Annotated in this window: 20 protein-coding genes; 9 read left to right on the forward strand and 11 right to left on the reverse strand. The window is 66.6% G+C overall.

Features of this window, described 5'->3' with window-relative positions; all coding sequences use genetic code 11:
• Nucleotides 1–6: 6 nt before the first annotated feature.
• From AC5Y30_RS13595 to AC5Y30_RS13605, 3 genes are read right to left on the reverse strand one after another with little or no spacing between them, the layout of a single operon-like run.
• A complete protein-coding gene (locus AC5Y30_RS13595) occupies nt 7–924 on the reverse strand; it encodes a 3-carboxyethylcatechol 2,3-dioxygenase (protein ID WP_499918773.1) in 918 nt (305 codons plus the stop codon).
• Nucleotides 872–2,593 carry a bifunctional 3-(3-hydroxy-phenyl)propionate/3-hydroxycinnamic acid hydroxylase gene (locus AC5Y30_RS13600; RefSeq protein WP_499919041.1) on the reverse strand — a complete coding sequence of 574 codons (1,722 nt, stop codon included), beginning with the start codon at nt 2,591–2,593 and terminating at the stop codon, nt 872–874. Before AC5Y30_RS13600 ends, AC5Y30_RS13595 begins: the two co-directional genes overlap by 53 nt.
• Nucleotides 2,593–3,456 carry an alpha/beta fold hydrolase gene (locus tag AC5Y30_RS13605; RefSeq protein ID WP_499918774.1) on the reverse strand — a complete coding sequence of 288 codons (864 nt, stop codon included), beginning with the start codon at nt 3,454–3,456 and terminating at the stop codon, nt 2,593–2,595. Before AC5Y30_RS13605 ends, AC5Y30_RS13600 begins: the two co-directional genes overlap by 1 nt.
• Nucleotides 3,457–3,583: 127 nt before the next feature.
• On the opposite strand from AC5Y30_RS13605, the gene AC5Y30_RS13610 reads away from it, so the two are divergent.
• The 4 genes from AC5Y30_RS13610 (at nt 3,584) to AC5Y30_RS13625 (ending at nt 8,060) form a co-directional block, all read left to right on the forward strand.
• Entirely contained in the window at nt 3,584–4,261 is a 678-nt protein-coding gene (locus AC5Y30_RS13610) for an IclR family transcriptional regulator (RefSeq protein WP_499918775.1), read from the forward strand.
• A 14-nt stretch (nt 4,262–4,275) separates the two neighbouring features.
• The gene (locus AC5Y30_RS13615; RefSeq protein WP_499918776.1) at nt 4,276–5,892 is read left to right on the forward strand and encodes an FAD-dependent oxidoreductase; all 1,617 of its coding nucleotides are present in this window, start codon (nt 4,276–4,278) and stop codon (nt 5,890–5,892) included.
• A 60-nt stretch (nt 5,893–5,952) separates the two neighbouring features.
• On the forward strand, nt 5,953–6,693 hold the full coding sequence (locus AC5Y30_RS13620) for a class I SAM-dependent methyltransferase (RefSeq protein ID WP_499918778.1): 741 nt from the start codon (nt 5,953–5,955) through the stop codon (nt 6,691–6,693).
• Between the two features lie 116 nt (nt 6,694–6,809).
• On the forward strand, nt 6,810–8,060 hold the full coding sequence (locus tag AC5Y30_RS13625; protein ID WP_499918779.1) for an HNH endonuclease signature motif containing protein: 1,251 nt from the start codon (nt 6,810–6,812) through the stop codon (nt 8,058–8,060).
• Nucleotides 8,061–8,261: 201 nt separating this feature from the next.
• Here the strand turns inward: AC5Y30_RS13625 and meaB are convergent, their stop codons facing one another.
• Entirely contained in the window at nt 8,262–9,149 is an 888-nt protein-coding gene (meaB, locus tag AC5Y30_RS13630) for a methylmalonyl Co-A mutase-associated GTPase MeaB (protein WP_499918780.1), read from the reverse strand.
• A 223-nt stretch (nt 9,150–9,372) separates the two neighbouring features.
• On the opposite strand from meaB, the gene AC5Y30_RS13635 reads away from it, so the two are divergent.
• A complete protein-coding gene (locus tag AC5Y30_RS13635; RefSeq protein ID WP_499918781.1) occupies nt 9,373–10,257 on the forward strand; it encodes a proline iminopeptidase-family hydrolase in 885 nt (294 codons plus the stop codon).
• A gap of 21 nt (nt 10,258–10,278) precedes the next feature.
• On the opposite strand, the gene AC5Y30_RS13640 is transcribed toward AC5Y30_RS13635, so the two are convergent.
• From AC5Y30_RS13640 to AC5Y30_RS13660, 5 genes are read right to left on the reverse strand one after another with little or no spacing between them, the layout of a single operon-like run.
• Complete coding sequence (locus AC5Y30_RS13640; RefSeq protein ID WP_499918782.1) at nt 10,279–11,049, reverse strand: enoyl-CoA hydratase/isomerase family protein; 771 nt, start codon at nt 11,047–11,049, stop codon at nt 10,279–10,281.
• A gap of 1 nt (nt 11,050) precedes the next feature.
• Nucleotides 11,051–11,218: a hypothetical protein gene (locus tag AC5Y30_RS13645; RefSeq protein WP_499918784.1), complete on the reverse strand. Its 168-nt coding sequence runs from the start codon at nt 11,216–11,218 to the stop codon at nt 11,051–11,053.
• 2 nt (nt 11,219–11,220) lie between these two features.
• On the reverse strand, nt 11,221–12,303 hold the full coding sequence (locus AC5Y30_RS13650) for an acyl-CoA dehydrogenase family protein (protein ID WP_499918788.1): 1,083 nt from the start codon (nt 12,301–12,303) through the stop codon (nt 11,221–11,223).
• On the reverse strand, nt 12,290–13,195 hold the full coding sequence (locus AC5Y30_RS13655; RefSeq protein WP_499918792.1) for an acyl-CoA dehydrogenase family protein: 906 nt from the start codon (nt 13,193–13,195) through the stop codon (nt 12,290–12,292). The genes AC5Y30_RS13650 and AC5Y30_RS13655 overlap by 14 nt, the downstream gene beginning before the upstream one ends.
• A complete protein-coding gene (locus tag AC5Y30_RS13660; RefSeq protein ID WP_499918794.1) occupies nt 13,173–14,576 on the reverse strand; it encodes a class I adenylate-forming enzyme family protein in 1,404 nt (467 codons plus the stop codon). Before AC5Y30_RS13660 ends, AC5Y30_RS13655 begins: the two co-directional genes overlap by 23 nt.
• A 126-nt stretch (nt 14,577–14,702) precedes the next feature.
• On the opposite strand from AC5Y30_RS13660, the gene AC5Y30_RS13665 reads away from it, so the two are divergent.
• From AC5Y30_RS13665 to AC5Y30_RS13675, 3 genes are read left to right on the forward strand one after another with little or no spacing between them, the layout of a single operon-like run.
• The gene (locus AC5Y30_RS13665) at nt 14,703–15,041 is read left to right on the forward strand and encodes a 2Fe-2S iron-sulfur cluster-binding protein (RefSeq protein ID WP_499918796.1); all 339 of its coding nucleotides are present in this window, start codon (nt 14,703–14,705) and stop codon (nt 15,039–15,041) included.
• 23 nt (nt 15,042–15,064) lie between these two features.
• Complete coding sequence (locus tag AC5Y30_RS13670) at nt 15,065–15,379, forward strand: hypothetical protein (protein ID WP_499918797.1); 315 nt, start codon at nt 15,065–15,067, stop codon at nt 15,377–15,379.
• Nucleotides 15,380–15,412: 33 nt separating this feature from the next.
• Nucleotides 15,413–16,681: an amidohydrolase family protein gene (locus AC5Y30_RS13675; RefSeq protein WP_499918800.1), complete on the forward strand. Its 1,269-nt coding sequence runs from the start codon at nt 15,413–15,415 to the stop codon at nt 16,679–16,681.
• Between the two features lie 67 nt (nt 16,682–16,748).
• On the opposite strand, the gene AC5Y30_RS13680 is transcribed toward AC5Y30_RS13675, so the two are convergent.
• Complete coding sequence (locus AC5Y30_RS13680; protein WP_499919044.1) at nt 16,749–17,627, reverse strand: TIGR03620 family F420-dependent LLM class oxidoreductase; 879 nt, start codon at nt 17,625–17,627, stop codon at nt 16,749–16,751.
• Between the two features lie 20 nt (nt 17,628–17,647).
• Nucleotides 17,648–18,541 carry an SDR family oxidoreductase gene (locus tag AC5Y30_RS13685; RefSeq protein ID WP_499918803.1) on the reverse strand — a complete coding sequence of 298 codons (894 nt, stop codon included), beginning with the start codon at nt 18,539–18,541 and terminating at the stop codon, nt 17,648–17,650.
• Between the two features lie 164 nt (nt 18,542–18,705).
• Here AC5Y30_RS13685 and AC5Y30_RS13690 point away from each other — a divergent pair, with 164 nt between their 5' ends.
• Complete coding sequence (locus AC5Y30_RS13690) at nt 18,706–19,611, forward strand: LysR family transcriptional regulator (protein WP_499918805.1); 906 nt, start codon at nt 18,706–18,708, stop codon at nt 19,609–19,611.
• Nucleotides 19,612–19,653 lie beyond the last annotated feature (42 nt).

A 19,653-nucleotide genomic window follows, 5' to 3' on the forward strand; every position in this document is an offset into this window, starting at 1 on the left:
CGGATGTCACTTCGGAAGTGCCGTTCTGATGGCGAAACCGGCGATCAGTTCGGGCGCGGGTTGGTAGAACCGCCCGCTGATTTCGTACGGTCCCGCCGATTCCAGCGCCCCGAATGCCGCGACCCAGGTGCGGATCTCGTGCGCGGAGTTGCCGCCCTCATGGGCGACGAACGAATTCGACCACCCATCCAATTCGGCGAGCCGCCCGCCGTCGATGATGTCCAGGAATCGGTGATCCCATGCGGGGTTGAGTGCCTGCAGGTCGCTCTCGCCCGCGGCGAAGCTTCTGGCCGCGTCGATGACGGCGGCCTGGCGGGCGTGCCGCTGTTCGGGCGTCATCGGGCGGCCGTGCACGATCCGCTCCAGCATGGGTGCGGGCGCGGTCGCCAGGTTCGGCACCGGCGGGCTGTGCGAGAGCCCGCCGGATCCCAGGATGAGCACTCGCTTGTCCAGGCTGACAAGGTAATTGCCGACGGCGGCGCCGAGCGCGCGGCAGCGATGCATCGGGCCCAGCGGCACGCCGATGGCGTTGACGAAGATCGGTATCACGGGACGCGATGTGGCGTCGCCGAAGAGCTTCTCCAGCGGCTGGATCGTGCCGTGATCTACATCCATGCTGGCCGACACCGCGATGTCGACGCCCGCGTCGAGGACCGCCTTCGCACACTCGGTCGCAAGCGTCTCCGGCACGTTCAGCGGACCGGCGTGGGTGCCGTAGTCGCCCACCCCATGGGCGCTGGTGCCAATGCAGAAGGGCGGCATCACCTTATAGAAGAAGCCGTTGTAGTGATCCGGTGAGAAGCTGACCACGAGTTCGGGGTCATACTCTTCGACGAAGCTTCGGGCTTCCGCGATTGCGCCCTCGATGTCGTCAAGCAGGTCCCGCGACGGCCCCGGAAGATTCAGGAGAGGGCTGTGCGACATACAGCACAGAGCCAGTGCCACTTTGTAGATCACCCCCTCGCGGCGTGAGTGTGAGTGCGTCAAGGAGCGCGGCACTCAGGTCGGGCGCGCGCTGAGCGATGCACGCACCCGCGATGCATCGGTCGGGGCGCAAAAACAGCACCGAGTCCGAGTGGGTGTCGAACCAGGACTTGAGGCCGCCGTGCCGATCACCGACGACCGCCACGTCGGGGTCGTCGTGTCCGGTCCAGTGCAGCTGCGTCGCCGGGCGCAGTGCAAAGAATCGGGCGCCCAGAGCTTTCCAGTTCGCGAATGCCACATCGCCGAGAATCTTGCGGGGGTTGTTGTTCCAGCACAGCACGGCAAACCACGAACCGAGCACGTCGTCGAGCAACACGTCCTGCTGGTCGCGGGTGTCGACGCGCGGCTGGACGAACAGCGTGCCCACCGGCGAATCGGTGCACCCTGGCGCGGCGTGCACGACGGCCCCCTGCTCGTAGCGCGGCATCGGCTTGAACCGCATTTCCAGCACATAACGCTTGAGCGACGGGACAATTGACGCCGACCGCACCAGCAGATCGCGCGCCGCCGCCACGCGGCGGTTGGTCGGCGAGATCACCCGGCCCACCATGGTGGACAGGTCGATCATCGCGCGGGCATGCTTGCGGCGTTCCACGTCATAGGTCTCCAGGAGCTTGTCGTCGGCGCGGCCGCTCACCACCGCGGCGAGCTTCCAGCCCAGGTTTGCCGCGTCGCGGATCCCGCTGTTGTACCCCTGCCCCTGCCAGACCGGCATCAGGTGGGCGGCATCGCCGGCGAGCAGCAGCCGGCCCTGGCGGAACGCACCGGCGATCCGCGAGTGGTGGGTGTACACCCGGCGCCGGATCACGTCGACCCGGTCGGGGTGGGGCACCATCCTGGCCAGCATCTGCGTCAGGAACGCGGGATCTTCGGCCTGCTCGTCCGTCTCATGGGCGTGAATCATGAACTCGAAGCGGCGAATTCCGTGAGCGATCGAGATCGAGGCATACGGGCGTTCGGGGTCGGCACCGACCTCGCTGTTCGGGTGCCCCAGCGGGTCGTTGGCGATGTCGACCACCAGCCACCGGGTCGGCGACGTCGTTCCGTCGAACGACACGCCCATCACCCGGCGTGTCATGCTGCGGCCGCCGTCGCACCCGACCACATAGCGCGCCCGCACGCGTGAGTCACCGTCGTTTTCGGCGCCGCCACCGAGCTCGACGGTCACCCCGTCGCGGCCCTCCCGGCATGCCGTCATCGGACGCCCCCACCACACCTGGACATGTTCGAATCGGTCCAGGCCGGTAAGCAATTCGGCGTCGACGAGCGGTTGGACGAAACCGTTTCGCTTCGGCCAGCCGAAACATGCGTCAGGAGGGGCCATTTCGGCGAGCACACGCCGCTTGGCGTCGACGAACCGCAGAATCTGATTTGGCACGGTATGCGGCAGCACCCGGTCGGCGAGTCCGATCGACTGGAAGGTCCGCAGCGCCTCGTCATCTAGGCCGACCCCGCGAGGGTAGTCGATCAGGGTGTCCCGCTCGTCCACCACCACCGTGCGAATGCCCTGCAGGCCAAGGATATTGGCGAGGGTCAAACCAACCGGGCCCGCGCCCACCACCAAGACGTCCGTCTCGATGTCAGCAAACTCCTGCCCCGGTGCGACCATCACCGGCCCAGCAGAAAGTCGAGATGCAACTGATTGAAGGTCTTGGCGTCCTCGTACTGCGGCCAATGGCCGCAACCGGGCATCACCTCGAAGCGCGCGCCCGGAATCATCGCCGCCATCCGGCGTCCTTCCGTGACGTCCGCGGTGGGGTCGTCACTGGTCCACAGCACCAGCGTCGGGGCGATGATCGACCCGTATTCGTCCGGCCCGAGGATGTTGCGTGCGCGAATCTCCGGATCCTGCAGCGCCATGATGTCGCTCATTGCGGAGACGAATCCCGGTTGCCGGTATACGCGTTGGCGGCTGGCGACCAGATCGTCGTAAGACTTGGACTTGTCGGCCATCAGCCATTTGATGCGCGCTTGCACCGTTTCCCAGGTTGGGTCCTCGGCGGCCGCCATGGACAGCGTGATGATCCGCTGCATCACCACGGGATCGGCCTGAGATCCGCCGGCGGTGTTGAGCACCAGTCGCTCGACGACATCCGGATGGTCGACCGCCGTGCGCGCGGCCACCCAGCCCCCGAGCGATTCGCCGCTCAGGTAGGCACGACTGACACCGATGGTGCGCAGCACCGCCATCAGATGCTCGACGTAGTGGACGACTTCCAGCGGATGCCCCGGCTTGTCGGTGTACCCGTGACCAAGCATGTCGATCGACCACGTCCAGAAATGCTCGGCGTGCGCACCGAGGTTGCGTACGTAGGCTTCGGCGTGGCCGCCGGATCCGTGCAGCATCATCAACACGGGCTTGCCGGGATCGCCGGCGCGCAGGTAGCGGGTCCGTATTCCTCCCGCATCGAGGTAGCCCTGCTCAAACGCGACGCCCTGGAGATCGCTCCAGATGCTCTCGAACTCCGCCACGGTGCTGTCCGGCCTCCAGTTCGGGGGAAATCTCGTTCTCGTTTTCTGCCTACGTCGTGTGCTAATATCGCACACTAATGTGCGTTATATATAGAGCTTCGCTTTTGTGGGAAGGTCTGTCAAGGCTGTGACTGGGTCCGGTACCGGTTCTCAGACCCTGGCCAGGGGCTTGACCGCGCTGCAGATGGTGGCGGATTCCCCCGGCGGGCTGACGGTGCAACAACTCGCCGATCAGGTGGGGGTGCACCGGACCATCGCCTATCGATTGCTGACGACGTTGGCCGAGTTCCGGCTGGTGGCCAAGGGGGAAGACGGCCGCTACCGGCCGGCAGCGGGCCTGGCCGCGCTCGGCGCTTCCTTCGATCGCAATGTGCGCCAAGTGAGCCTGCCGACGCTGCGCGCCCTGGCCGATGAGCTCGGCACGACCGTGTCCTTACTCGTTGCCGAAGGCGATCAGCAGGTGGCGATCGCGGTGATCGTGCCCAGCCATGTCGCCTACCAACTCTCCTTCCACGAAGGCAGCCGATACCCGCTCGACCGCGGCGCCGCCGGCATCGCCCTGCTCGCCTGCATGCCTCCGCGGCCGGGCGAACGCGAGCTGGTTTCCCGCGCGCGGCAACGCGGTTGGGTGATGACCTACGGCGAGATCGAACCGAACACCTACGGCCTGGCCGTGGGGGTACGCCGCCCGGCGCCGTCACCGCCGACGTGTATCAACCTCATTTCCCACCGAGAAGACGTGGTGATGCGCGGAAAAGACGCGGTCGTCAAGGCCGCCACGCAGTTGTCGGAGCTATTGAGCTGAAGGGATAGCAGCCCATGTCATGGGACCACGAAGTCGACGTCGTCGTGCTCGGCAGTGGCGGCGCCGGCCTCACCGCAGCGCTGACCGCCGCCGTCGCGGGAGCCTCGGTGGCGGTCTACGAAAAGGCTCCGACCGTCGGCGGCACCACCGCCGTCTCTGGCGGCATCGTGTGGATCCCCGCCCATAACCGTTCTGCCGACTGCGAATTGACGCCCGCCGATGCGTTGCGCTACCTGCGCGCCCAGTCGCTGGGATCGATGGACGACGAGCTGGTCGAAACGTTCGTGCGCACCGGGCCGGCGATGCTCGATTTCATCGAGGCACACAGCGGTCTTCAGTTCGAGATTGCGACCGGCTTCCCCGACTACCGTCCCGAACTACCGGGCGGGCAGCCGACGGGGGGCAGGTCGCTGAGCGCCGCTCCCTTCGATCTGGCCCAGCTCGGCGAATGGGCAACGCGGATAACGTCTTTCCCGGCGGACTGGTCCAACGTCGGTTTCGATGCCGAGACTCGGGCGCGCCTGCACGCGGCGATCGACGAACGAACCAGCCATCTGTGCGTCGCCGGCACAGCGCTGATAGCCGGGCTCCTCAAGGGCCTGCTGGACGCCGGGGTGACCCCACACACCAATGCGCGGGCCGAAGGACTCATCGCCGAAAACGGGGAAATCACCGGGGTGCGCGTGGCCCTGCCGGATCGGATGATCAGTGTTCGCGCTCGGCATGGCGTCATCTTGGGCACCGGCGGCTTCGAGTGGGATTCCGCACTGACACAAGCCTTTCTGCGCGGCCCCATGCACGGCGCCGTCTCGCCGCCCAACAACACCGGCGACGGTTTGCGCATGGCGATGGAGCACGGGGCCGACCTGACCAACATGGGCGAAGCGTGGTGGGTGCCGATCGTCCAGATCCCGGGCGACACCATCGAGGGCAAGCCGCGCAGCCGCAGCGTGCGGCTGGAAAGAACGCGGCCCCGCAGCATCATCGTCAACTCGGCCGGCCGGCGCTTCGTCAACGAGGCCTGCGATTACAACTCGATGGCCGGCGCCTTCCATTACCTGGATCCTCGCGGCGGCTACGTCAACGACCGCGGATGGATGGTGTTCGATTCGATTCACCTGCAGCGCTACGGTTTTCTCGGTATTGAGCCGGGCCAACCCGTCCCGGACTGGTTCTGTGAGTCGGCCGACCTCACCGAGTTGGCCGCCAAGACCGGCATCGACGCCGACGGTCTCACCCGCACCGTCGAAAACTGGAACCGCCATGTGGCTGCCGGCGCAGACCCCGACTTCGGCCGCGGCTCCAGCGCTTACGACGGCTACTGGGGCGACGACAGCGCGACCACCCCGGCCGGTAAGACGCTGGGCCCGATCGACACCGCCCCGTTTTACGCGGTTCCGGTGAGCATCGGCGCGATGGGCACCAAGGGTGGACCGCGCACCGATCACGACGCCCGCGTTTTGCATGTCAGCGGCGAGCCGATACCGGGCCTTTTCGCCTCGGGAAATGCGATGGGTGGCGTGACCGGGCGGGCCTACGGCGGCGCCGGCGGAACACTGGGTCCTGCAATGGTTTTCGGGTACCGAGCGGGCCACGCGGCGGCCACCGGGAAGTCGATCGACCTGATTTAGTTGAAACCGGGCAGGCGCCGATGCTGGCGTATTCGAACCCCCTTGCGTCATCCTGAGTTGATGGTCGCCTACGACCGGATCGGTGCTACCTATCGCAGCACTCGTCGTGCCGATCCGCGGATCGCCGCGCAAGTGCATGCCGCGCTCGCCACGATGGGCACGGTCGTCAACGTCGGGGCAGGAACGGGCTCCTATGAACCGGCCCAGACGGTCGCCGCGGTCGAGCCCAGCATGGTGATGATCGCGCAGCGTCCCGTGGGAGCAGCGCCGTGTGTCCAGGGTATGGCGGAGGCCTTGCCACTGCGCGACAGGTGCGTTGACGCCGCGATGGCGATGCTGACAGTGCACCACTGGCATGACCTGATGGCCGGAATCGACGAATTGCGCCGCGTCGTGCGCCACCGGATAGTCGTGCTGACGTGGGATCAATCCGTGATTGAGAAGTTCTGGTTGCTTAGCGAATACCTGCCCGCCGCCGCTCGGATCAACGAAGAGCTTCATGTTCCAATCGCGCGACTTGTTGAGTTACTGGGAGGGGCGGAGGTGCACACGGTGCCCGTACCACATGACTGCACCGACGGATTCGGTGCCGCCTATTGGCGTAGACCCGAGGCCTATCTTGACGCCACCGTCCGCGCGGGTATTTCCATGTTGGCGTATGCGGATCAAAGCTCGCTGGACGACGGCCTGGCCCGGCTCGCGGCCGACCTGCACTCGGGAAGATGGCAGCAGCGGCACGTCGATCTGCTTGAGCAACAACAACTCGACGCCGGCTACCGCCTGCTCGTCAGCGATTGCTGATTAACGCACAACTTTGGATCAATCCTCGTGAATCTCACCAGCTTTCGGGTGGGCCGTGGTGGGACCTCGGGCGGCTGCGCGCCGGTTTTGTCGGTGGTGGCTGCGATGATGGGGTCATGTCTTCGAACGCATCCGCCGGCGTCGTGGTGGCCAGTCCTAAAGAGCGTCTTGAGGTGTTGTTCGAGGAGTTGGCAGAGTTGACCGGTCAGCGCAACGCGATTGATGGGCGCATGGTGGAGATCGTGGCCGAGATCGAGCGCGACGAGCTGTGCGGCATGACCGGCGCGCGGTCGGTGCCGGCGTTGGTGGCCTGGAAGACCGGCTGCTCGCCGGCCAACGCCCACACAATCGCCACCATCGCGGGCCGGCTGCAGGAGTTCCCGCGCTGCGCGGCGGGCATGCGGGAAGGTCGGCTGTCGCTAGATCAGGTCGGCGTCATCGCGGCGCGCGCCGGGCAGGGCTCGGATGAGCATTACGCGCAGCTGGCGTCGGTGGCCACGGTCAATCAGCTGCGCACCGCGGTGAAGCTGGAACCCCGACCTGACCCCGAACCGCGGCCCGAGCCCGAGCGGTCGATCACCGCGACCACCAGCGAGCACGGCAGCTGCTATCGGATCACACTTGGCCACCTGGATGCAGCGAAGTTCGACGCGGCGTTGGCGTCTCATCGGGATGCGCTGATCGCCCAGTGGAAACGCGATCACGGCGAGGGCGCGAGTGCTTCAGGTCAGCGGCCCCCGTTGCCGAACACTGGTGAGGCGTTTATGCGCCTCATCGAGGCGGGTTGGGACGCCGAGGCGGCCCGCCGTCCACACGGGCAGCACACCACCGTGGTGGTGCACCTCGACGTTGAAAAGCGTGCGGCGGCATTGCATCTGGGTCCGCTGCTGTCCGACGCCGAGCGCCGCTACTTGATGTGTGATGCCACCTGCGAGGTGTGGTTGGAACGTCACGGCGAGGTCATCGGCTCAGGTCGGTCGACCCGCGTGATCAACCGGCGGCTGCGCCGCGCGCTCGAGCACCGCGACCGCACCTGCGTGGTGCCCGGCTGTGGGGCCACCCGCGGTCTTCACGCCCATCACCTGCGGCACTGGGAAGACGGCGGCCCCACCGAGTTGGCCAATCTGGTACTGCTCTGCCCTTATCACCACCGCTTGCACCATCGCGGCATGATCACCATCACCGGACCCGCCGGCGCGCTCACCGTCATCGACGACGCGGGCCGAGCACTAAGCCCGGGATCGCTGGCGTGCCCACCAACCACACCCCCGCCTGCGGTGGCGCCGTGTGCGGGACCTACCGGCGAACGCGCCGACTGGTGGTGGTACACACCCTTCCAACCCCAACCACCACCCACCAACAACTAGGGAACTTGCCGCCGCCGGTAATGACTAGCACCGGATCAAAGGCCCAAAAGTGTCGAGGCATCAAAAGATTCGTTCACGACTCGCACAGCAACGCCGACGTGTACGCTAACCCGAACCAAATTGGGTCTCAACTGATCTGCCTGACCCTCAACTCAGGGCGACCGCAGGGGACGCACGTCCCCCGATCGGGGCAGGGGACGGTCAGTCCGTTTGAGTCGCGGCAGGTGAGATCAGCTGATCGGCAGCCGTGTACGGGTCCTGTTCGCCGTCGACGACCGCCTCGGCCAGCCGGTCGAGATCGGGCTGGGTACGCAGCCGGGTTTGCGCCAGCGACAGAATCTGGGCCCGGGCTCGGGCCAGCCTGCGGGCGCGGCTGTCGGTGCGGCGGTGGTCCTCGATCGCGGCCATCAAGTCTTCGATGCCCTCGCCCCGGGCGGCGATCAACGAAACGATGGGGGCGCTGGTTTCGGCCCGGAGATCCCGAACCGTCTGTTCGGCACCGTCCCGGTCCGCCTTGTTGACCGCCACGATGTCGGCGACTTCCAGCACGCCCGCCTTGGCGGCCTGAACCGCGTCGCCCGCACCGGGATTGAGAATGACGATGGTCGGGTCGGCGACCGCGGCGATCTCGATCTCGGACTGCCCCACCCCCACCGTCTCCAGCAGGACCACGTCGTAACCGATCGCGCCGAGCAGCCGGATGGCCGCCGGAACCGCGGCCGCAAGGCCGCCCAGATGCCCACGGGTTGCCACCGACCGGATGAGTACGTCGGAATCGTTGATATGCGCGGCCATTCGAATTCGATCGCCCAGGAGCGCGCCGCCACTGAACGGGGACGACGGGTCCACCGCCAATACCGCCACCCGGAGGCCGCGTCCGCGGTAGGCGCTGACCAGCGCGCCCACCGTCGTCGATTTTCCCGCGCCCGGCGGCCCCGTGATGCCGACGACCGGTCCCATGCCGTCCGGTGCGGGACCGATCGTCGCCAAGACCTCGTCGCGCTGCTCGCTCTCCACGAGGCTGAGGAGGCGACCGGCGGCGCGGGGAGATCCATTGCGCGCGCGGGCAATCAGATCAGCGATGATCATGTACGCATTATGGTGCCGCGACCTCGATCACCGTCGCCGAGCCCACTCCACCGGTCGGCTTCAGACACGGGCCTTCTCCAGTTCAGCCAGCAGGTGCCGAACTTCAAGAGCGATCCACTCGTTCATGAGAACCATATTCTCTCATTGCGAGAGTACGGGTCGCAAGGAGCGGCCCTCGCCGCAGCCCACCGCGGGTGGGCCACGATTGCCTACACTGCTGCTGATGGCGGACGCGACGACTGCGCCGGAGGGGACGATCGCAGTCCCGGGCGGCAACGTGTGGTTCAAACGGACCGGTGGGGGTCCGGGTTTTCCGCTGCTCGTCATTCACGGCGGCCCGGGACTGCCGCACGATTACCTGCGGTCGCTGGGGCGGTTGGCCACGGAGCGCGAGGTCATCTTCTGGGATCAGCTCGGCTGCGGAAACTCGACATGCCCACCCAACCGCGGGCTTTGGACCATGGAGCGCTCGGTGGCCGAGATGGACGCCGTGGTGCGAGCCCTGGATTTGGACCGCTTCCATCTTTTCGGCAATTCGTGGGGCGGGATGCTGGCCCAGCAGTATGTGCTCGACGTGGCACCGCCCGGCGCCGCGAGCCTGACCATCTCGAACAGCATCGCCTCCATCCCAGCGTTCGCGAACATAGTGGCGCGCTTGAAGTCCGAGCTAGACCCGGCCACCCAGGCCGCCATCGACCAGCATGAAGCCGCCGGCAGCACGCACGCGCCCGAATATCGGGCCGCCATCCGCACCTGGAACGAAACCTACCTGTGCCGGGTACGGCCGTGGCCGCGAGAGCTCGAGGATGCGTTCCGGAACATGGGCGCCGAAATCTTCGAGACCATGTTCGGCCCCAGCGACTTTCGCATCGTCGGGACGATCCGCAACTGGGATGTGTTCGAGAGGCTCCATGAAATCGCCGTCTCCACACTGGTGATCGCGGGCAGGTATGACGAATGCGTGCCCGAACACATGTGGGATATGCACCAACGCATTCCTGGCTCGCGCTTCGAGCTGTTCGAAGCCAGCGCCCACATGCCCTTCATCGAGGAGCCAGACAAGTTCGACTTCGTGATGCGCGATTTCCTGCACCGGCACGACGCCTGAGGACGACCGGCGGCAACGACCTCAGTTCTTCTTTGCCGCGTTGAATTTCGCGACGTTGGCCCGGAAGTCCTCGGTGACGAACGACTGACTTTCGGCAGAGAGTGCATAGTCCAGGCTCGCGAGCACGGCCCGCTCCAGATGAATGTTGAGCACCCGCTTGGTGCTCTCCACCGCCTGCTGCGGAAATTCCAAAATCTTTCTGGCGGCGGCGATCGCCTCGGCAACCGGGTCGTCGACCACATGGTTGGCCAGGCCGAGCTCGACGGCGCGCTGCGCCTTGATTCGGGTGCCGGTGAGGGCGAATTCCTTGGCCAGCAGCAGGCTGATGTGCAGTGGCCAGGTCAACGGTCCACCGTCGGCGGCCACCAGCCCGACTTGCACATGCGGGTCGGCCAGGTAAGCGTCCTCGGCGATGTAGACGATGTCGCTGAGTGCCACCAGACTGCAGCCCAGGCCGACGGCGGGACCGTTGACCGCCGCCACCACGGGAATGCGGCAGCGGGCCATGCCCAACACGATCTCGCGCCCGTCCCGAATCGTCTTGGCGCGCAGCTCGGCATCGTTCGCCAGCTCTTCCAGATACGTGAAATCGCCACCCGCCGAGAACGCTCTGCCTGCGCCGGTGATCACCGCGGCACGGGCCGTGGGGTCATCGGTCAGTCGCTGCCACAACCGTGCCAGTCCGACGTGCAGGTTGTCGTTGACGGAGTTGAGCGAATCCGGCCTGTTGAGCGTGATGATGCGCAAGGCACCGTCGGCCTGAACGTCGATTTCGGTAGGCATGTCGTACACGTCAGACTCCTTCAATGGTCGTGACCCGCTTCACCCGGGCCTCGCCCGCGCTCGCGATCACTCCTTCAATCGTCGTGACCCGCTTCACCCGGGCCTCGCCCGCGCTCGCGATCACTCCTTCAATGGTCGTGACCCGCTTCGCCCGGGCTTCGCCCGCGCTCGCGATCACTCCTACAATCCCAAGATTCGTGAAGCGATGATGTTCTTCTGTATTTGTGATGTTCCGCCCATGACGCTCTGCGCCCGGCTGTACAGGTAGGCGCTCAGCAGGTCGGGATCGCGAGTCCCCGTAACGGCAAGGGCCGCATGCCCGACGGATTGCTCGACCCACGTCATCAGCAGCTTGTCCAGCGAACCTTCCGAGCCGTGCGATACCCCGTCGAGCTGCTCGGACAGCCGCCGCCGCACGTGATGGGTCAGCATGTCCGACTGAACCGCGGCCCACGCCAACTCTTCGGGCACTTCTCCGTCGTTGCGCGACAACAACTCTCGAACGAGCTTGCCGTAGCGGGCCGCGTAGCCGAGCGTGGACGGCTCACGCTCATGCCCGACGACGGTCATGGCCACGGCCCAGCCATCGCCGGGAGCGCCTACCATCCGGTCCGCCGGCACCGTCGCATCATCGAAGAACACCTGACCGAATTCGTTGGTCACCCCGTTGATCATCTGCAGCGGGCGTTGTTGCACGCCAGGCTGTTTCATGTCGAGAACGAAAGCGGACAGGCCGCGGTGGCGCTTGGCCTCGGGGTCGGTGCGGGCCAGCAACAGGCACCGGTCCGCCACATCGGAATAACTGGTCCAGATCTTGTGCCCGTTCACCACATAGTTGTCGCCTTCGGGGCGAGCGGTGGTGGTCAACGACGCGAGGTCCGAGCCGGCGCCCGGTTCGCTGAAGCCCTGACACCAGCGCTCGGTGCCGTTGATGATGCCGGGCAGGAAGCGCTTCCGGAGCTCATCGCTGGCATGAGCGCCGATGCCGTACACCAGATATCCGACGCTGGGGCGCGGGGGCGCACCGGCACGCACCAACTCCTCGTCGACGATGACGTCGTAGACCGGTGCCAGGTCTTTGCCGCCCCAGTCGCGTGGCCAGGACAGGCCGAAGAATCCGTTGTCGTACAACGCGCGATGCCAGTCGGCCATGCGCACCCAGTACTCGTCACCCGAGCCGGAGTACTCCTTGGCGTGTGCGGCAAGCCAGGTGCGCAGCCGCTCCCGGAAGGCGGCTTCATCGGGTGAGTCACGAAAGTCCAAGATCGATCTCCTTCAACGCGACCGGCCACAGCTCGGTCGATGTGAGGGCCCGGCGCAGGTAGACGTGCGCCACGCATTCCCAGGTGTTGCCGATACCGCCGTGCACCTGGATGGCCGTCTCGCAGACGGTCCGGGTGGCGCGCGCGCAGTAGACCTTTGCGATTTGGGCGGCCCGGTCGGCTTCGGCGGCGGCAAGCTCGTCCACCGCCCACGCGGCATGACGCAACACGCTCACCGAACCCTCAATCAGCGCAAGGCTTTCGGCCAACAGGTGTGCGATGGCCTGATACGAGCCGATCTGCTTGCCGTACTGTTCACGGATTTTCGCGTAGTCACAGGCGACGGCGTGTGCGCCCCGGGCGATGCCGACCAAGTCGGCCGTCGTGGTGACCAACGCGAGGGCCCGCCATTGTGCGGCGACCTCGGGCGACACATCGCCCAACGGCTCCGGCGCGCCGGCGATCGTTCCGTCGGCCCGCGTGAGGTCGACGCTCTGCGGCGACGCCTGCACATCGACGGCGAGGACCGAGCCGTCCGAAAGCGACAGGGCGCGCCGGGCGCCGCGGGCGTCGATCACCCGATCGTCGAAGGCGACGGTGGCCGCGGACACGTCCGCACCGACGTGGCGGCCCAGATCGTCGGCGAGCACCGGGCCGAGAAACGGCGTGTCAACCAAACGGCGCCCGAATTCCTCGGCCACGATGGCCACCTCGACGCCGGATGCGCCGTCGGAACGCAACGACCGCCACCCGGTGTTCTCGATCTGCTTGTCCAGGCGGGCAATTCGATCCTGGTCGTCGAGATCCTGCACCGTGGCCGGCCCGAGATCGTCGGCAAGCTTGCCGGCGGCATCGCGTAGTTGCCGTTGTTCAGCTGTCAGACGTACATCCATGGCGCTCCTTCAGCACTCGGCGCAGCACCTTGCCGGAGGGCAGGCGGGGAATTTCGGGGACGAACACCACCCGGCTCAGATGTTTATAGGTCGCCAGTTTGTCGTCCACCATGGCGGTCAATTGGGCCGCATCGACGGGACCGGACGTCGCCACCGCGGCGACGACGGCTTCGCCGTTGAGCCCGTCGGGGATGCCGAACACCGCGCAGTCTTTGACGGCCGGATGGCCGTGCAGCACCGTCTCGATTTCGGCGGGCGCAACCTGGAAGCCGCGCACCTTGATCATCTCTTTGAGGCGATCGGTGATTCGCAACCATCCGCCGCTGTCGAGCCAGCCGACATCCCCGGTGCGGTACCACCCGTCACGGACCGCCTCGCCGGTCGCTTCGGCCGGCAAGTATCCGGCCATGAGCGACGCCGACCGGGCCTGGATCTCACCGACCTCCCCCGGGCCGACCGGCTCGCCGGTCTCCAGTGAAACGACTCGTAGGTCCACGCCCGGCACCGCCCGTCCGACGGTGTCGAGCCGCGGCCCATCGATCGGATTACACGCTACGACAGGCAATTCCGTGGTTCCGTAAGCCGGAAGCCAACGCACTCCGGCGCGCCGGGTCACCGCCTCTGCGACATGGGTGCTGACCGGCGTGGCCCCCCACATGATGTAACGCAGCGAGGACAGATCATAGGACTCGAGGTCGGGATGCGAGGCCATCGCCAGCGCGATGGGTGCGACCGCCATTTCTACTGTGATGCGGTCACTTTGGATGTGCTGCAGCATCCGGTCGATGTCGAACCGGCGGTGCAGCCGCACACAGGCGCCGACCTTGAGGGCGGTCAGCAGGTTCAACAGTCCCAGGATGTGTGACGGCGGTGTCGCAACCTGGATCCGGTCCTGGTGCGTCAGTTGCAACGCTTGGCGCCAATGCCGCACCGCCTCGCCCAGCGAGGCGTGGGTGTGCCGGACGGCCTTCGGCAGCCCCGTGGTGCCGGAACTGAACACCAGCGCCGCGTCGTTCGTGGGCGGCGCGCCGAGGGCTATCGGCTCCGCGGGCGCGACCGGATCGTCCAGATGCAACACCGGCATCAGACCGGCCAGCACCGGTTGGTCCCCGACGGCGTGCTCGGGGTTGGTCAGCGCGAGCGCATGGGCGACCTCGTCGCGCTTCCACGCGGGGCTGATGAGCACGGCGGTGGCCGCCAGTCGCCAGATCGCCAGCACCACGGCGAGGAACTCCGGCCGATTCGACGCCATCACGGCGACGCGTTGACCCTGGGTGACACCGTATTTTGCCAGGTTAGCGGCCCACCCGTCGGCCAGCGCGTTGAGTTCGGGCGCGCTGAATCGCCGTTCCTCGAACGCGAGCGCCGCCGGCTCGGTCACGTCCCGTCCTTCCCTGACAGACCGGGCTGACCCGACATCCATACAGTCTTGAGAAGATGCTGTCGCTTCGTGAGAATAGTATTCTCTATACTGAAGAATGCAAATACGTGAGAGGGGGCGGTCGCAGTGACGATCACCCGGACCATCGAGGGGACCTCGCGGGTGACAGATCCGGCAACAAACGGCTCCAGCGCCGGAACGGTGACGATTCATCTCGACCGCAAGAAGGTATCGGTGCCCATCGTCCCGGGCGAGACTCTCTTGGAGACCGCGCGACGGGCCGGGCTAGAGCCCCCCTTCAGTTGCGAAGCCGGCAACTGCGGTACGTGCATGGCCAAGCTCGAAGACGGCCATGCCACCATGCGGGTCAACGACGCTCTCGAGGAGGACGAGGTCGCCGAGGGTTACATTCTGACGTGCCAGGGCGTTCCGGATACGGACTCGGTCACGGTGCGCTACGAGTAGCAACCAGAGAGGTGGCGGCGACGATGGCCAAGGGCATCATCCTCGTGGAAAGCCGACCCAGTTCGCCCGAGCGCGAACAGGAGTACAACACCTGGTACGACGAGGTGCACCTGGGTGAGCTCGTCGCCCTGGACGGATTCGTCTCGGCGCGCCGGCTGCGTCCCGTCGACGCCGACGGACCCTATGTCGCCATCTACGAGATCGAGGGCGACGACCTGCAGGCGATCCTGGACAACATGATCGCCAACGCGGGGCAGTTGCACATGTCGGATGCCCTGCAGCTGGATCCGGCGCCCATTCCACGACTGCTCGAGACCACCACCGAGCGCAGCGGCTGATCGAATTCGGGCTGCGCGGGAGAGGACTGCTTGATGAAGGTCGATGACCTGATCTTGGTGAGCATCGACGACCACGTGGTGGAACCACCGGACATGTTCGTGCGGCACGTGCCCGCCAAGTACCGGGACGACGCGCCCGTCGTCGTCACCGACGACAAGGGCGTCGACCAGTGGATGTACCAGGGCAGGCCGCAGGGCGTGAGCGGACTCAACGCCGTGGTGTCCTGGCCGGCCGAGGAGTGGGGCCGCGATCCCGCCGGTTTCGCCGAGATGCGTCCCGGCGTTTACGACGTCCACGAACGCGTCCGGGACATGAACCGCAACGGCATCCTCGCGTCGATGTGTTTCCCAACGTTCACCGGCTTTTCGGCCCGTCACCTCAACATGACGCGCGAAGACGTCACCCTGGTGATGGTGTCGGCCTACAACGACTGGCACATCGACGAATGGGCCGGGTCCCACCCGGACCGCTTCATCCCGATCGCGATCCTGCCGACCTGGACACCCGAGGGCATGTGCGCCGAGATCCGCCGCGTCGCCGCGAAGGGCTGCCGCGCGGTCACCATGCCGGAGTTGCCTCACCTGGAAGGACTTCCGAGCTACCACGACGAGGACTACTGGGGTCCGGTGTTCCGCACGTTGTCCGAGGAGAACGTGGTGATGTGTCTTCACATCGGCACCGGATTCGGGGCGATCAGCATGGCGCCCAACGCGCCGATCGACAACCTGATCATCCTGGCCACCCAGGTGTCGGCGATGTGCGCCCAGGATCTGCTGTGGGGCCCGGCGATGCGCAACTATCCGGATCTCAAATTCGCCTTCTCCGAAGGCGGTATCGGCTGGATTCCGTTCTATCTGGATCGCAGCGACCGCCACTACACCAACCAGAAATGGCTCCGCCGCGACTTCGGTTCTCAACTGCCCAGTGACGTCTTCCGCGAACACTCGCTGGCGTGCTACGTCACCGACAAGACGTCGCTGAAGCTGCGCCATGAGATCGGCATCGACATCATCGCCTGGGAGTGCGACTACCCGCACTCGGACTGCTTCTGGCCGGACGCGCCCGAGCAGGTGCTCGCCGAGTTGAACGCTGCCGGGGCCGACGATTCCGACATCGACAAGATCACCTGGCAGAACTCGTGCAAGTTCTTCGGATGGGACCCGTTCGCCCGGACCCCTCGCGAGCAGGCGACCGTCAAGGCCCTGCGCGCCAAGGGAAGTGACGTGGACGTGTCGATCCGTTCGCGGGCCGAGTGGGCGCGGCTGTATCAGGAAAAGCAGCTCGCGCCGTCCAACTCTTGAGGCCCGAACGTCGACTTGTTGCGCGAAATCGGCGCCGCTTTTGGCCCGACAACTCGACGTTCGGCGGCTAGCCGATCAGCGTCGAAGCCAGCTCTTCGAATTGTCCTATGCCGGCGGCAAATTCACCGTCAATGGACGGAAGCAGCGCGACGTGATCCGCACCCGCCGCCAGGTGATCCCCCACCTTGGTCGCGATGTCCTCCGGATCGCCATGCGCGACAAGCGCATTGACTAGTCGATCGCTCACATCGTCGATGTCACCAGCCGGGTAGCCCAGCTTCACCAGTCTTGACGCGTAAGACGGCAGGCCCAGTCTGGCAGACACCGCATCGCGCGCGGCCTCGATGTCGCGCGCCACCGACACGCCAACGACCAGGAGCTTGTCGGGTCCGAGCGCCTCGCGGGCCCGGGCGGTGAACTTCGGCGGCATCCCGCCGGGGAATGCCCCATTCGCCTTTTCGCCGGCCAGCGCAAGCATTTTCGGCCCGTTGGCCGCGACGATCCGGGGATAGGGCGCGTCGGGCGCCGGCGGCCACGTCGGGCTGTCCATGGCCTCCAGGTAGTCGCGCATGGCGGCCAGCGGACTGCCGAATTCGCGGCCGACGCCGGCCGCCTGCTCCGGGTAGCCGACGCCTAACCCCAGCGCGATTCTGCCCGGATACGCCTGCGCCAGTTGGGTGGCCGCGGCGTGCATGGTCTGGGCCGGCCGCGCCCAGATGTTGGCGATGCACGTGCCGAAGGCCATTCGGTCGGTGGCGGATAACAGCACGCCGAGCTGCACCAAGGCGTCCTTGCCGATGACCTCGTTGGTCCAGACCGCGCCGTACCCGGCGTTTTCCAGACGGCGCGCGGCCTGCCGCAACGGGTCGGCCGGCGGTGTGCTGGTGAACGCGACGGGCAGACACACCCCAACCGGGCCCAGCGCCTGGCGTGCCGAGGCGATCACCGAGTCAGTCACTGTTGCGCTCACTCGCCGAAGTAGTGGCCGGCATCGAGGTCCTCGAGCAGCCCCGGTTGTTCCGGTTGCCAGTCAAGGATCTTCTGCGTCAACGCATTCGACGTCGGATTGTCCAGCGACGCGAAGAGCGCGAGAAAGCCGAAGTGGCCGGCATTTTCGGCGGCGATGCTGGACGTCGGCACGTCCAGGTGACGACCGATGACCGCGGCGATGTCGCGAAACGGCACACCCTCATCGTCGACGCCGTGCAAACGCGTTCCGGCGGGCGCGTTTTCGAGCGCCAGCCGGTACAAGCGTGCGGCGTCGAGCGTATGCACACCCGGCCAGCGGTTGGCGCCATCGCCAAGGTAGCCGGACACGCCGGTCTCGCGGGCGACGTTGATCAGGTGGTGGGCGAAGCCATGGTGATCGAGGTCGCTGTGCACCAGCGGGGCAAGGCGGATCACCGACGACCGAACCCCTCGCTGGGCGAGCGCGATCACCGCGTTCTCGGAGTCGACCCGCGGTCCGGATGGCAGCGTGTCGTGCTCGGTGGCGACACCGCCCTGCCCCAACAGCGCAAGCAGCAGAGATCCCGATGTGCTGACGAACGGCCGATCGGAACCGACGAGTGCTTCCCCGAGGGCGCGCACGGCGCGCAGGTCCGTCTCGGCGGCGCCCGCGAAGTCGTCGAAGTCATGCTTGAAGGCGAGGTGGATGACGCCGTCGGACGCCGCCGCCGCGGCGCGCAGGCCGTCGAGGTCGTCGAGATCTCCCCGTCGGGGTGTCGCCCCCGCGGCGTGCAGGGCGGCGGCGCCCGCGTCCGACCGCGCCAATCCGGTGACCTGGTGCCCGGCATCGAGGAGTTCGGTGACAACGGCGGAGCCGATGTGACCGGTCGCGCCCGTGACAAAGACGTGCATGAGGGTTCCCTTCTGGTCGCCTGGAGGTATGCCATCAAGTCAATGGCGGCCGGATGGCGGTGTCCAAGTCCTGTTTCATATCGCGCCATGCAATTCAGGCATCACGGCACCTCACCACGCCTTCTGCGGCGTGTAGCAGGGCGAGATCGCATTACACTGGGCGCATGACCGACTCGGCATCGCCGGTGGTGGACCTCGACCTGCGGCTGGTGGGTTACTTCGTCGTCGTCGCCGAGCATCGGCACTTCGGCCGGGCCGCCTCAGCGCTACGCGTCGCGCAGCCGTCATTGAGCCGCCAGATCCGCCGGCTCGAGCAGCAACTCGGCGTCCGCCTGTTGGACCGCACCCCGCAGGGCACCCGGCTCACGGAGGCGGGCGAATTGTTTCTGCCCCGGGCCAAGGCGCTGCTGCGATCGGCAGCCCAAGCCACCGCGCAGGCGCGAGCGGCCGCGCAGCCCAGCCGGATCACCATCGGCTACACGATGGGCATGATCGTCACACCCGCGGTGCGTGAGATGCGCCGCGAGCATCCCGAAGCCGATGTCCAAGTCACGCATTTGGATTGGGACCAGGCGCTCGACGCGTTGCTCGGCCATCGGGTGGACGCGGTGGTGACCCGGCTGCCGTTCCCGACCGAAGGGCTGCACGTGACGATCCTGTACGACGAACCGCGGGTGCTGGCGATACCAGTCGACCATCGCCTGGCCGGCCGGAAATCGGTCACCCTCGACGACATCGCCGACGAACCCATGCCGCGGGTGCGGCATTCGGATCCGGCCTGGAGCGCCTTCTGGCGCATCGATCCGCGACCCGACGGCCGCCGAGCACCCGATGGCCCGTTCATCGAGGCGCTAGAGGACAAGTTCGAACTCATTGCCTCGGGGCAAGCCGTGGCGATCACGGCGGGCGTGTACGGCAACGGTGTGCGGCCGGACATCACCACGGTCCCGCTGGAAGGGGTCGAACCCAGCCATGTCGTATTGGCCTGTCGCGCTGGGGATCGCAGCCGTCTGCTGGCGGCCTTCCGCAAGATCGCCGAGGCTGTGCTCACCGGGCCTGCGCAAACCTGAGCGGCGCGCTACTCGGGAAGCTCCGCCGCCGGCCTCGAGCGT

Source organism: Mycobacterium sp. NGS27 (assembly GCF_059813005.1).

What these genes read in the sequence shown, in the direction of transcription:
- AC5Y30_RS13620 (WP_499918778.1), top strand. Translation starts at nt 5,953, where the DNA reads ATGGTCGCCTACGACCGGATCGGTGCTACCTATCGCAGCACTCGTCGT.
- AC5Y30_RS13655 (WP_499918792.1), bottom strand. Translation starts at nt 13,195, where the DNA reads ATGGATGTACGTCTGACAGCTGAACAACGGCAACTACGCGATGCCGCC.
- AC5Y30_RS13615 (WP_499918776.1), top strand. Translation starts at nt 4,276, where the DNA reads ATGTCATGGGACCACGAAGTCGACGTCGTCGTGCTCGGCAGTGGCGGC.
- AC5Y30_RS13600 (WP_499919041.1), bottom strand. Translation starts at nt 2,593, where the DNA reads ATGGTCGCACCGGGGCAGGAGTTTGCTGACATCGAGACGGACGTCTTG.
- AC5Y30_RS13675 (WP_499918800.1), top strand. Translation starts at nt 15,413, where the DNA reads ATGAAGGTCGATGACCTGATCTTGGTGAGCATCGACGACCACGTGGTG.
- AC5Y30_RS13670 (WP_499918797.1), top strand. Translation starts at nt 15,065, where the DNA reads ATGGCCAAGGGCATCATCCTCGTGGAAAGCCGACCCAGTTCGCCCGAG.
- AC5Y30_RS13685 (WP_499918803.1), bottom strand. Translation starts at nt 18,541, where the DNA reads ATGCACGTCTTTGTCACGGGCGCGACCGGTCACATCGGCTCCGCCGTT.
- AC5Y30_RS13690 (WP_499918805.1), top strand. Translation starts at nt 18,706, where the DNA reads ATGACCGACTCGGCATCGCCGGTGGTGGACCTCGACCTGCGGCTGGTG.
- AC5Y30_RS13595 (WP_499918773.1), bottom strand. Translation starts at nt 924, where the DNA reads ATGTCGCACAGCCCTCTCCTGAATCTTCCGGGGCCGTCGCGGGACCTG.
- AC5Y30_RS13635 (WP_499918781.1), top strand. Translation starts at nt 9,373, where the DNA reads ATGGCGGACGCGACGACTGCGCCGGAGGGGACGATCGCAGTCCCGGGC.
- AC5Y30_RS13625 (WP_499918779.1), top strand. Translation starts at nt 6,810, where the DNA reads ATGTCTTCGAACGCATCCGCCGGCGTCGTGGTGGCCAGTCCTAAAGAG.
- meaB (WP_499918780.1), bottom strand. Translation starts at nt 9,149, where the DNA reads ATGATCATCGCTGATCTGATTGCCCGCGCGCGCAATGGATCTCCCCGC.